Origin of the sequence: Cryobacterium sp. M25, from assembly GCF_002929635.1 — a bacterium.
Classification (GTDB): Bacteria; Actinomycetota; Actinomycetes; order Actinomycetales; family Microbacteriaceae; genus Cryobacterium; species Cryobacterium sandaracinum.
The window spans coordinates 1-12,482 of the sequence record NZ_PJJU01000016.1 but is presented as its reverse complement, the minus strand read 5'-3'; the positions used below and the strand labels follow the sequence as shown (position 1 = coordinate 12,482).

8 protein-coding genes and 1 pseudogene are annotated in these 12,482 nt (G+C 68.1%); 1 reads left to right on the top strand and 8 read right to left on the bottom strand.

Annotated features, from left to right (window positions below):
- Positions 1-100 precede the first annotated feature (100 nt).
- The 5 genes from CXY81_RS00295 to CXY81_RS00270 all read right to left on the bottom strand — a co-directional run bounded on the left by CXY81_RS00295 (position 101) and on the right by CXY81_RS00270 (position 7,518).
- Positions 101-1,570 carry a malate:quinone oxidoreductase gene (locus CXY81_RS00295; RefSeq protein WP_104193620.1) on the bottom strand — a complete coding sequence of 490 codons (1,470 nt, stop codon included), beginning with the start codon at positions 1,568-1,570 and terminating at the stop codon, positions 101-103.
- A 164-nt stretch (positions 1,571-1,734) separates the two neighbouring features.
- Positions 1,735-2,187, bottom strand: a complete 453-nt coding sequence (locus tag CXY81_RS16760; protein ID WP_104170742.1) for a DUF1801 domain-containing protein — start codon at positions 2,185-2,187, stop codon at positions 1,735-1,737.
- On the bottom strand, positions 2,184-4,697 hold the full coding sequence (locus CXY81_RS00285) for an EAL domain-containing protein (RefSeq protein WP_146067568.1): 2,514 nt from the start codon (positions 4,695-4,697) through the stop codon (positions 2,184-2,186). Before CXY81_RS00285 ends, CXY81_RS16760 begins: the two co-directional genes overlap by 4 nt.
- A gap of 52 nt (positions 4,698-4,749) precedes the next feature.
- Entirely contained in the window at positions 4,750-5,841 is a 1,092-nt protein-coding gene (locus tag CXY81_RS00280; RefSeq protein WP_104170740.1) for an aspartate-semialdehyde dehydrogenase, read from the bottom strand.
- Between the two features lie 339 nt (positions 5,842-6,180).
- Positions 6,181-7,518: an aspartate kinase gene (locus CXY81_RS00270; protein WP_104099827.1), complete on the bottom strand. Its 1,338-nt coding sequence runs from the start codon at positions 7,516-7,518 to the stop codon at positions 6,181-6,183.
- Between the two features lie 116 nt (positions 7,519-7,634).
- On the opposite strand from CXY81_RS00270, the pseudogene CXY81_RS00265 reads away from it, so the two are divergent.
- Positions 7,635-8,039 (top strand): annotated as a pseudogene (locus CXY81_RS00265) (DUF5692 family protein); the annotation flags it as partial.
- Positions 8,040-8,298: 259 nt separating this feature from the next.
- On the opposite strand, the gene recR reads toward CXY81_RS00265, so the two are convergent.
- The 3 genes from recR to CXY81_RS00250 form a co-directional block, all read right to left on the bottom strand.
- On the bottom strand, positions 8,299-8,898 hold the full coding sequence (gene recR / locus CXY81_RS00260) for a recombination mediator RecR (protein ID WP_104170738.1): 600 nt from the start codon (positions 8,896-8,898) through the stop codon (positions 8,299-8,301).
- Positions 8,899-8,901: 3 nt separating this feature from the next.
- Complete coding sequence (locus CXY81_RS00255; protein WP_233193895.1) at positions 8,902-11,601, bottom strand: DNA polymerase III subunit gamma and tau; 2,700 nt, start codon at positions 11,599-11,601, stop codon at positions 8,902-8,904.
- Between the two features lie 209 nt (positions 11,602-11,810).
- Entirely contained in the window at positions 11,811-12,221 is a 411-nt protein-coding gene (locus CXY81_RS00250; RefSeq protein WP_104193616.1) for a YccF domain-containing protein, read from the bottom strand.
- Positions 12,222-12,482: the final 261 nt, after the last annotated feature.

Genomic DNA, 12,482 nt, shown 5'->3' with positions numbered 1-12,482 from the left:
CCCCCAGCCCCCGCGGCACCACCCCCCAGCCCACGGGCACGGGCAGAGAACAGGCACCCCCCAGCCCGCCGCCGGGGCAACCCCGCCCCCGGGCAACCTCCTACGCGGTCAGGTTCAGCACGGCCGCGGTCGCGGCGAGCGACGCGGCGGCAACGGCCGGGTCGTCGGAGAGCTTCGTTCCGAGGCTCGGGATCATCTCGCGCAGCTTGGGTTCCCAGGCCGGGTACTCCTCGGGGAAGCAGCGCTTGATCAGGTCCACCATGATCGGGGCCGCGGTCGAGGCTCCCGGGGAGGCCCCGAGCAGCCCCGCGATGGTACCGTCGGCCGAGGTGATGACCTCGGTGCCGAACTGCAGCACGCCGCCCTGCTCCGGATCCTTCTTCATGACCTGCACGCGCTGTCCGGCGGTGATGAGTTCCCAGTCGCCGAGCTTCGCGGTCGGGATGAACTCCTGCAGCGCCTTGAGCTTCGTCTTCTTTGAGGCGAACACCTCGCCGATCAAGTACTTCATCAGGCCGAAGTTGTGCGCCGCCACAGCCAGCATCGGCCCGATGTTGTGCACCCGGATCGAGAACGGCAGGTCGAGCCAGCTGCTCGACTTGAGGAACTTGGGGGTGAAGCCGGCGTACGGTCCGAACAGAAGCGAGGCCTCTCCCTCGACGACGCGGGTATCGAGGTGCGGCACCGACATGGGCGGAGCACCCTTCGCCGCCTTGCCGTAGACCTTCGCGTGGTGCTGGGCGACGAGCTTCTGGTTCGTGGTGCGCAGGAACTGCCCGCTGATCGGGAACCCTCCGAAACCCTTGATCTCGGGGATGCCGCTCTGCTGCAGCAGCGCCAGGGCGCCGCCGCCCGCACCGACGAAGACGAACCGGGCGTTGACGACGCTCGGGTGGTTGCCGACCAGGCGGCGAAGGTTGAGCTTCCATGAGCCATCCATGAGCTGTTTCACACCGGTGACCTGCTGGTTCGTGTGCACGCCCACGCCCTCGGCGGTGAGGTTGGCGAAAAGGTAGCGGGTGAGGGCGCCGAAGTCCACGTCGGTGCCGGACACGATGCGCGTCGCCGCGATCTTCTGGTTTTTCGGGCGCTTCTGGGTGAGGAGCGGGGTCCAGGTGCCGATCACGGCCGGATCCTCGCTGTATTCCATGCCCGCGAAGAGGGGCTCGCCCTGGAGTACCGCGAACCGCTTGCGCAGGTATTCGACGCTGCTCTTGCCGTGCACGAAAGTCATGTGCGGGGTGGAGTTGATGAAGTTGGTGGGCTCGGGCAGCACGCCCGTCTCGACCAGGTGTGCCCACAGCTGGCGGCTGATCTGGAACTGCTCGTTGATCGCCACGGCCTTGGCCGCGGTCACCGAGCCGTCCTTCGATTCGGGCATGTAGTTCAGCTCGCACAGAGCCGCATGGCCGGTGCCCGCGTTGTTCCACGGGTTGGAGCTTTCCTGAGCGACTTCCCCCAATCGCTCGTAAACCTCGATGCTCCAGTCGGGCTGCAACTGCTTGATCAAGGTACCGAGGGTGGCGCTCATTATGCCGCCACCAATAAGAACGACATCAATCTTCGCCATTGGATTCACTCTTCCACCATATCGGTGGCAACGGATGCCTCCCGCCGGGACGCAGACGCGTCAGGTCACGGTTGGCTCGGCAACGAGCTCAAAAGCGACCCAGTCGCGGCTCAAAACCGGCTCAGTCGCGACCGATAAGCGACCCAGTCGCCACCAAAAGCGGCTCAGCCGCGACTCTTCAGGAGCTCGTAGTTGGCGATGAAGTCGTCGACGGACACGCTCGCGACCTCGCGCACGATCAGGTCGAGATCGAGGTCGGCCAGCGTCTTGAACCGCACGCAGCTGTTGCCCATGTTCAGCGTGCGTCCGGTGGCGTCCCACCGGGAGCGGAACGCGGCATCCTTCTCGGGAAAGCTGCAGAGGCCCATCAGGTAGAGCGAGTTGTAGTGCTTCTGCGCGGCCAGGCTCACGTAGACGAGCGGCTGTTTGTCGTCGGTGTTCGCCAACAGCTCCAGCGGAACCGCCCAGCCGAGCATGCCGCCGTAGACGCCGAGCCGATACCCCGCGGGCATGGCATCGCGCACGACGTCGAGCACCGGGTAGATCACCGCCCGACGCTCGGGTTCGAGGTCGAAAACGATCGTCTCCACGTCGAACGGAACCGGTTCTGTGCTCATGAAGCAAGCGTAATGTCGAGCCTCGGCACGACCGCACGGGCGCCGTGCAACTCCAGCCGCGACAGGGTCTTCTCAAAGCTCTCCGGCACGCCGTAGTGGAACCCCTGCGCGCTGCGGATGCCCAGCGCACTCAGGTGGTTCGCCATCGCATCGTTCTCCACACCCTCGACGATCATCGAGTACTCGAGGTTGTCACCGAAACCCTGCAGGGCGGTGAGCACCTCCCGCTGGCGGATGTCGTCGAGGTCGTCGACCAGGCTGCGGTCGATTTTGAGGATGTCCATGGGCATCCGTACCAGGGCGTCGACCGACGAATCCTGGGAACCGTAGTCGTCGAGCGCGATCATCATGCCGAGGTCGCGCAGGCGGTCGGCCTGGGCACGGATGGCGGGGGTGACCTTGGTCATCGACCGCTCGTTGAGCTCGAGGCAGAGCGAGATGCCGGGGTAGCGGTCCGCGAGCTCCTCGATGTAGTTGCCCACACGCTCGGGCAGGATCTGCCCGGCCTCAACGTTGATGGTCATGCACACCACGCGCGGCTCGATCAGCCGGAAGTCCGCCGCGGCGGCCATGGCCTTCACGGCCACCTGGCGGGTCATCGCGTCGAGCCGGCCGAGGCCCTTCGCCTTCTCGACGATCGACGGCGGCGATAGCGGACCGAGGTCCGGGTCGGTGTAGCGCACGAGGGCTTCGAACGCCCAGATCTGCCCGGTGACGAGGCTGACGATGGGCTGGAAGGCCAGCTCGAGCAGGTCCTCGTCGATGGCGTGGGCGATGATGTCGTTCATCTGCGAGGAGCGGTGGCTCGAGATGTTGAGGCTGCTCTCCTTCGACGGGCCGCCGCGTCGCCGGGACTTCTTGATCGCGAGCATCGACCGGTCGGCATCCTGGACCAGCTGGTTGACGTCGGTTTCGCGGTGCGCCGAGTAGGCCAGGCCCACGCTGATGATCGGGCTGTGGGTCGTCTGGCCGATGAGCATCGGCTCCCCGGAGACCACCAGGATGCGCTCGGCGATGGACTTCGCCTCGGCCAGCGACGCCAGGTGAGTGAGGATGATCACGAACTCGTCGCCGCCGACCCGGGCGACCACGTCATTCGGACGCACCACGGCGCTCAGCCGACGCCCGAGCTCGCGCAGCACCTCGTCGCCGGTCTGATGGCCGAACCGGTCGTTCAGGCGCTTGAACTCGTCGAGGTCGATGAACAGCACGGCCAGGGCCTCTGAGTAGTCCCGGTGGTCGTTGATGTTCGCCAGGGCCTCTTGGAACGCGCCGTAGTTGGGCAGGCTCGTGAGCGGATCGGTGTTGGCGCGCAGGGTGAGGCCGGCAATGTTGCGGCGGGCCCGCACGACCATCTCGGCGGTCGTGGCCAGGGCCTGGAGGGCGCGGCGGTCGTTGCCGGTGAAGGCGCCGTCCATGGCGTCGCGCCGGGCCACGATGTACTGGTCCGGCCCGATGGCGCCGACCAGGGGCAGCAGCATGCTGATCTCGCCGGGCTGCGCGGGCTCGCTGCGCACGATGACGGATTCGGCACCGATCGCATCCGCCACCACCCGGCGCAGCAGGTCGGTGACGGCCGCCGGGGAGCCGGGCTCGGGCTCTGGGGCGGCGTCGGCGGCACTCGTGGCGGGGTAGGTGTTGTCGGCGGCGCTCGTGATGGCGGTACCGCTCGTGGCGCCGATGCCTGTGGTGGCTGGGCTCGTGGGGTTGACCCGCCCGGAGGGCCCGGTGGCCGGGTCGGCGGCCAGCGCGCTCGTGGCGGCGACCAGGCCGGCCAGCCGGTAGCGCATGACCGCCAACACCGTGAAGACCTTGACCACGGAGGCGACGATCATCAGGGTGAACAGCACGATGACGGCATCGAGCGTGTTGGTGACCTCGACCAGAAACGGCAGCCCCACGACACTCCAGTGCGCGGCCGTCACCGTGACCACGACGGTTCCGACCAGCACCAGCAGAACCCGCAGCGGCGACAGGGGTCGCCCGCCGCTGCCGCGACCGAGCGGGCCGGCGACGAAGCGCTGGCGCAGCACCTCGGTCGCGATGATGAAGAAGATATAGCCCACGGATGCCGCGGCCACGCCCGCCAGAATCGGCAGTCCGCCCGCGCCGAGCCAGGTGAACAGGCCGATGGCGACGAGAGCGCCGGCACCCTGCAGGCCGGCGCTGTAGAGCGCGACCGCTGCCCGCCCGGACTCGATCAGGATGGCCAGCAGAACGCCGAGCGCGATCAGCCCGGCCGAGACCGGCAGGGAGAGGGTCGGTGCTAGCGCCGGCAGCGCCAGAACGGGGAGGCTGATCATCGGGCTGCGGTGCGCCACGGCGCCCACGCGCACCCAGGTGAGCTCGAGGGTGGCCGCGCAGACCACACCGACGCCGGCGATCAGCCAGCTGTCTGAGGGGTCATCAAGGAGCAGCACGAACGACGTGGCGATGAGCGCGAGGCCGATGCCGGCGAACGCAAGGAAGGCCAGGCGTTTGACGCCCCTTGAGTTCCGATTCCCGCCCACGAAGTCTGACACTAGCGGAGTGAGCGCCCGGTTATACAGCACCACGCTGAGGTCAGCGAACGAGTAGGTCCGCGGCGACGAGTTCCGCGATCTGCACGGCGTTGAGTGCCGCACCTTTACGAAGGTTGTCGCTGGTGATGAACAGGGCCAATCCACGCCCGTTCGGCACGCCGCGGTCCTGACGCACGCGGCCGACGAAGCTCGGGTCCTGGCCGGCCGCTTCGAGGGGTGTGGGGACATCCGTCACGACCACGCCGGGGGCGGTGGCGAGCAGTTCGAGGGCGCGGGCGACGGTCAACGGGTTGGCGAACTCGGCGTTGATCGAGAGGGCGTGGCCGGTGAAGACGGGCACGCGCACGCAGGTGCCGGAGACGAGCAGATCGGGCAGCTCGAGGATCTTGCGGCTCTCGTTGCGGAGTTTCTTCTCCTCGTCGGTCTCGAATTCGCCGTCGTCGACGATGGAACCGGCCAGCGGGATCACGTCGAACGCGATCGGGCGGGCGTAGACGATGGGTGCCGGCATGGGCACAGCGGACCCGTCGTGCACCAGTTGGAGCAGGTTGTCGCTCAGGGCGGCGGCCCGCACCTGGCTGGCGAGCTCGCGGGCGCCGGCCAGGCCGCTGCCGGAGACCGCCTGGTAGGTGCTGACGATGAGGCGTTCGAGGCCGGCCTCGTCGTGCAGCACCTTGAGCACGGGCATGGCCGCCATGGTGGTGCAGTTCGGGTTCGCGATGATGCCCTTGGTGGCGAGCTTGATGGCCTCGGGGTTGACCTCGCTGACGACCAGCGGCACGTCGGGGTCCATCCGCCACCCGGAGGAGTTGTCGATCACGGTGACGCCGGCCGCGGCGAACCGGGGAGCCTGAATTTTCGAGAGCGTCGCGCCGGCGGAGAAGATGGCCACGTCGAGTCCGCTGGGGTCGGCGGTGGCGGCGTCTTCGACGACGATCTTCTCGCCCTTGAACAGCAGCACGGAGCCGGCGGACCGGGACGACGCGAAGAAACGGATGCCTCCGACCGGGAAGTCCCGTTCCTCGAGCAGGCTGCGCACGACGGCTCCGACCTGGCCGGTGGCCCCGACGACGCCGATCTGGATTCCTGTGGTGCTGGTTGCTGCGGTGCTGTTTGCTGCGGTGCTGTTCACTGTGTTTCCTCCGCTGGATGCCGTGGCTGCTGGTGGTGCTGGTGGTCTCGCTCTCGCTCGTGCACTTGCACTTGCACTTGCACTTGCACTTGCACTTGCACTTGCACTTGCACTTGCACTTGCACTTGCATCTGCATCTGCATCTGCATCTGCCTTTGTGGCTAACTCAGGAGATTCTCGCGATTTGGCCCGAATTCCAGCCGGATCGCGCCTGTGGCCTCTAGTTCTCCTGAGTTAGCCCCAGGGAAACCGGTTGAACGGGGTCGGGGTGGGGTGAGGCGGGGTGGGGCCGAGCCCGGCTGGCGTCCGGCCGAGCCCGGTTGGGCCGACGGATGCCGGCTAGCGGCCGGTGCCGCCGTGCACGACGGCGTCGTTGGTGGAGTCCAGGCCGAATGCGGTGTGCACGACCCGCAGCGCCTGGTTGATGGTGTCGGCGCGGGTGACCACGGAGATGCGGATCTCGCTGGTCGAGATCATTTCAATGTTGATCCCGGCCTCGAACAGCGCCTCGAACAGCTTCGCGGACACGCCCGTGTTGGTGCGCATGCCGGCGCCGACGAGCGCGAGCTTGCCGATCTGGTCGTCATACTGCAGACCGGCGAACCCGACGTTGGTCTGCTCGTTGCTCAGCGCGGTCAGCACCTGCTGGCCCTCCGATTTGGGCAGGGTGAAGGAAATGTCGGTCAGTCCCGTGGACGCGGCCGAGACGTTCTGCACGATCATGTCGACGTTCGCGTTGGTCTTCGCGACGATTTTGAAGATCTGCGCGGCTTTGCCCGGAATGTCGGGAACGCCGACGACCGTGACCTTGGCTTCGCTCAGGTCGGCGGCGACCCCGGCGATGATTGGCTCTTCCACTGTCTCTCCATTCGCGGATGCGTTATTGGGATGTGTGCGCTCGGTGGCCGACGAATTCGGGATCGCGACATGCGGGCTCGTGGTGTCGGGGTTGTAGACGATGGTTCCCACGTTGTTGTTAAACGAGGACCGCACATGCAGCGTCACACCGTGCCGACGCGCATATTCCACCGCTCGAATATAGAGGACCTTCGCACCCGCGGCGGCGAGCTCGAGCATTTCCTCGCTGGAGATGCGGTCGAGTTTGTGGGCCCGGGGAACGACGCGCGGGTCGGCGGTGAAGACGCCGTCGACATCCGTGTAGATCTCGCAGATATCGGCGCTGAGCGCGGCGGCCAGCGCAACGGCGGTCGTGTCAGAACCGCCGCGGCCGAGCGTGGTGATGTCCTTGGTGTCGCGATTGAAGCCCTGGAAGCCGGCGACAATCGCCACGGCACCGTCGTCGAGGGCATCGCGGATGCGCCCGGGAGTCACGTCGACGATGCGGGCGGCGCCGTGTTGGCCATCCGTGATCATGCCGGCCTGACTGCCGGTGAAGGAGCGGGCGTCGTAGCCCATGCTCTTGATCGCCATGGCGAGCAGCGCCATCGAGATGCGCTCGCCCGCGGTGAGGAGCATGTCGAGCTCGCGCGGCGCGGGGATCGGGGTGACCTGGTGCGCAAGGTCGAGCAACTCATCGGTGGAGTCTCCCATCGCGGAGACGGCGACGACGACCTCGTTGCCCGCTTTGCGGGTGTCGACGATGCGTTTGGCCACGCGTTTGATGCTTTCGGCGTCGGCGACGGATGATCCGCCGAACTTCTGCACGATCAAGCTCACGTGGCACTCCAAGGGTTCGGGTACGCCGGCACAGGCAAGCTCCCATCATAAATGCTGTTGTATTCGGCAGCGGCCATGTGACGGTGAGAGGCACCCATTGACGCTACAACGCGGTCGGCGACCACTCGTTCTTCGCCGGCGCGGCCCTGCTCGTGTCGTGCACGATCCCCGCCTTCTTCATCAAGCGCGGCGCCTGGCTGCAGCACCGCGCGCAGACCCTGGCGTTCTGGATGATGTTCACCATGGCCTTCCCGACCTTCGTGTCGAGCTCGCAGTTCGCAGTGAAGTCGTCGCACGACCCGGTCGCCCTGTTCTGGGTGAGCGCCGTGGCCCTCGCGGCCAACATCGCCGTTGTGGTCTACCAGATCTACACGATCGTGAAGAGACGCCGCAACCCGCTCACCGACGAGCTGTTCACGCACCTGCCCGCGTACCGCACGGTGCTCGAAGCGAACGAGCCGCTGGTGCCGGCGACGGCTGCTCCAGCCGCGCACCCGCGGGCGACCGCCAGCGCGAAATAGAACGCCGTGACTGCGAAGAATTTCGCGACACGCGGCATCCGTCGCCCCGCCACGCGGCGGGTCTCGAAATTCTCCGCATTCAGCGTTGCCCGCGAATCAGCGGGGCAACGGATGCCACGGGCCGGGTCTCCCCCCTCCCCCGGCCCGTCTGTCGTCCGGGCTGGCAGTCGGTTCAGTCCGGCGAGGTCGGTGGCGGATGCGGTCTCCCTGGCCACTCCTGGCCGCAACTGTTGCCGGAGCGGGCAGGCGGCGCGGGGTGCTAGTTCGTGACGGTACGGCGGCCCTCGAAGGCCCGCCCGAGAGTGACCTCGTCGGCGTACTCGAGGTCGCCGCCGACCGGCAGCCCTGACGCGAGCCGGGAGACCTTGATCTCGAGGGTGGTCAGCAGGCGCGACAGGTAGGTCGCGGTCGCCTCCCCCTCGAGGTTCGGGTCGGTGGCGATGATGACCTCCTGCACCGTGTTGTCGGCAAGGCGCTGCATCAGCTGACGGATGCGCAGGTCGTCCGGTCCGACGCCGTCGATGGGGCTGATCGCCCCGCCGAGCACGTGGTAGAGCCCCCTGAATTCGCGGGTGCGCTCGATCGCGACGACGTCCTTGGCCTCTTCCACCACGCAGATCATCGCCGGATTGCGGCGCGGGTCGCGGCAGATCATGCAGGTCTTCTGCTCGGACACGTTGCCGCAGATGTCGCAGAACTTCACCTTGTCGCGCACCTCGAGCAGCACGTTGGCGAGCCGGGTCACGTCGAACTGCTCGGTCTGCAAGATGTGGAACGCGATCCTCTGCGCGGACTTGGGCCCGATTCCGGGCAGCGTGCCGAGCTCGTCAATCAATTCCTGAACGATGCCTTCGTACATGGTTTAGTCGCCTCTGGTTCGGGATGCCGGATCGTGCGGCTGTTCTTCGAGGAAGGTGGCACCGAGGATTTCGCGCACCACCGACTCGCCGTAGCGCTGCTTCTCCGCAAAGGCGGGCCCGCGACGGGCAACGGATGCTGCGCCGCCCGCCCGGTTCGGAGCCTGCACCTGGGTGCGCGCCGGGGTTCCGGGCTGGGCGCCGTTCTGGACGCCGTTCTGGGACTGAGACTGGGCTCTCGCTTGGTGCTGGGCTCCCGCTGCGAACAATCCCGCACGCGCGGCGGGCGCCTGGTATCGGCCGGGCTGGCCGCCGTTCGGGTTCAGGTCCGGCGGGAATTCCTCGTCGTAGGACGGGGGCTCGTCGTCGTAGGGCGGCTGCGGCTCAGGATCTCGCCCGGACGCGGGAAGCGTCGTGGGCGCCGGCGCGCTCGGCGTGGAACGCGGGGCGGTCTGCGGGGCGGATGCGTGTGCGGGGGCATCAGGGGTCGCAGCGGAGGCCCCAGCGGAGGCCGCAGACGCAGGAACAGCGGTTTCAGCAGCCGGGGCTGCCCCCGGGATGGCCACCGTGGCCCAGCCGGTGCCGGCATCCGAGGGTCTCGGAATGGCAGCGGTCGCCCAGCCGGTCGCGGTCGCGGCGACCGCCGGGCTGGCAGTTGCGCGCCTGGTCACCGACGACTCGGGCACTGTCGGGCTGGCGACCGCCGGGCTGGCAGTTGCGCGCCTGGTCACCGTGGGGCTGGCAGCCGATGCCGCAGGCGCTTCTGGGGCGTCAACCTTGCCAACGCCGGCCGGGGCGGAACCGGCTGCAGCGTTCACGGCAGCAGCCGGATCGGGGTCGGCGGCAGCAGCCGGATCGGGGTCGGCGTCGGCGGGCGACGCCTCGTCGGTTGTTGCAGCAGCGGATTTGGGTGTCGTCCTGGAGCCGGTGTCGCCGCTTCCGGACCCGGCTGCGGCCGAGCCGCTGACGGTTGCGGCCCGCGCGACAGGGCTCGGCGCGGTGGAGTCCTGCACGCCGGAACCTGACCCCGGGGAGACCGGGGCTACCGGTGCCGGAGCGGGGGCGGATGCGTTGGGGGTGGCTGGGGCATCCGTTCTCGGGGAGTCGACCCGGGCGGTGAGCTGGGGCGTGAAGCCGAGCACCTCGTTGACGGCGCGCTTGAGATAGTCGCCGACGCCCTGCCCGGGGGCCGCCGACTGCTTGAGTCCGGCGACGTCGTTCTGGCTCGGGAAGGAGAGCACCAGCAGGTCGCCGCCACGCAGTTCCATGGCGCGGGCCGTGTAGAGCACGAGCCAGGCGCTGATCTTGGCGGCCTTGACTGCCTCGAGGATCTGCGGCCAAGAGTCCTTTACCTGCTGCAGGGTGACGGGTCCGACAGGGCGGGGCGGGGACGCGGCTTGGGTCGCGGGCGCAGCGGCAGCAGGCGCGGCGGCAGAAGCAGCAGCAGCAGCCGCACCGCCGGAGACCGCGGGCCGGCCGGAGGCATGCGTCGCCGAGACCGCAGCCGCGCGCGGGGGCGAGCCGACCGGGCTGGTGGCTGGGGCATCCGTCGCCGGGCTGTCGCCGGAACCAGAACCAGACCCAGAACCGACCCCGATGCGGCGCTCGAGGCGTTCGACTCGGGCGAGCGCGCCGCGGGTGGAATCGTCGCTCGCGGGGATGAGCACGCGGGCAATCATGAGTTCGAGGTGCAGGCGGGGGCTGGTCGCGCCGGTCATCTCGGTGAGGGCGGCGTTGATCACGTCGGCGGTGCGGGAGAGCTCGGCGGGGCCGAACTTCGCGGCTTGCACGGCCATGCGGTCGAGTTCCTCCTGCGGCACGCCGCGCAGCACGGCGGCGGCGCCCGCGGCGCTCGTGGCGCCCACGATGATCAGGTCGCGCAGGCGTTCGAGCAGGTCTTCGACGAAGCGGCGTGGGTCCTGGCCGGTCTGCACGACCCGGTCGACCGCATCGAACGCGGCGGACGGGTCGCGGTCGGCGATCGCGTCGACGGACTCGTCGAGCAGCGACGCGTTCGTGTAGCCGAGCAGCGCCACGGCGCGGTCGTATTCGACGGAGTGCCCGTCGGATCCGGCCATCAGCTGATCGAGCAGCGACAGGGTGTCGCGCGGCGACCCGCCGCCGGCCCGCACCACGAGCGGCAGCACGCCCGGCGCGACGGTCATCTGCTCGGTGTCGCACATCTGCTGCACGTATTCGAGCATCGGTCCGGGCGGCACGAGCCGGAACGGGTAGTGATGCGTGCGCGAACGGATGGTGCCGATCACCTTTTCGGGCTCGGTTGTCGCAAAGATGAACTTGACGTGCTCGGGCGGCTCTTCGACGATCTTCAGCAGCGCGTTGAAGCCCTGCGGCGTGACCATGTGCGCCTCGTCCAGGATGAAGATCTTGTATCGGTCGCGGGCGGGAGCGAAGATCGCGCGCTCACGGATGTCCCGGGCATCGTCGACCCCGTTGTGGCTGGCCGCGTCGATCTCGACCACGTCGAGGGATCCGCCGCCGTCGCGGGACAGCTCCACACAGCTCGGGCAGACCCCGCATGGCGTGTCGGTGGGACCCTCGGCGCAGTTCAGGCAGCGCGCGAGAATACGGGCGGATGTCGTCTTGCCGCAACCTCGGGGCCCGCTGAACAGATAGGCGTGATTCACCCGGTTCGTGCGCAGGGCCGTCATCAGCGGATCGGTCACCTGAGACTGACCGATCATTTCGGCAAAAGTCTCGGGCCGGTAGCGGCGATACAGGGCGGTAACCACGAGGTCAATCGTAGCCGGAGCCACTGACAGTGCGGTGTGGGGCGGGCGTGGGNACAGTGCGGTGTGGGGCGGGCGTGGGGCGGGGCGTGTGTGTGGGTGGGGTGTGTGGTGGGGCGGGTGGCATCCGTTTGTCAGGCGGGCGGGGCTCAGGCGCGGCGGGGCTAGGCGCGGCGGGCGACGGCCTGGTCGAACGCGCCGGGGCGATTGCTCACGATTTGTTTGCCGAGGGGCGCGAGCGAGACCGGCACCATCTTGAAGTCGGCGATGCCGAGGGGGATTCCGATGATGGTGAGGCAGAGCGCGATTCCCGAGACGATGTGCGCCAGGGCCAGCCACCAGCCCGCGAGGATCACCCAGATCATGTTGCCGATGAACGAGAACGCTCCACTGGTGGGTTTGGCCACGACGGTGCGGCCGAACGGCCAGAGCGCGTAGGCGGCGATGCGGAACGACGCGATGCCCCACGGGATCGTAACGATCAGCACGCAGAGCAGAATGCCTGCGGCGAGGTAGCCCAGGAACAGCCAGAACCCGCTCAGCACGAGCCAGATCAAGTTCAGGAGTGTGCTCACGGGAAAATACTACCCGCGCAGGAGGCGGAGGTCGCGGGATCGGAATTGGGCGCGGCGAGCGCGGACATCCGTCGCCGGCCGCGTGATGCCCGCCCGGCTCCCGGCTCCCGGCTCCCGGCTCCCGGCTTCCGGCTCCCGGCTCGACTCTAAACTCGGAAAATTTCGCAACACGCCGCCCACGGCGCCTGGGGTGACCCGGTGTTTCCGGACAGTCCTCCTGAATTCAGGATTGGATAGACAAATGGAACACGAGAAACACAA

Bases quoted from the DNA above. Each gene is read 5' to 3' on its own strand.
- CXY81_RS00295 (WP_104193620.1), bottom strand. From the start codon at position 1,570: ATGGCGAAGATTGATGTCGTTCTTATTGGTGGCGGCATAATGAGCGCC.
- recR (WP_104170738.1), bottom strand. From the start codon at position 8,898: ATGTACGAAGGCATCGTTCAGGAATTGATTGACGAGCTCGGCACGCTG.
- CXY81_RS00255 (WP_233193895.1), bottom strand. From the start codon at position 11,601: ATGATCGGTCAGTCTCAGGTGACCGATCCGCTGATGACGGCCCTGCGC.
- CXY81_RS16760 (WP_104170742.1), bottom strand. From the start codon at position 2,187: ATGAGCACAGAACCGGTTCCGTTCGACGTGGAGACGATCGTTTTCGAC.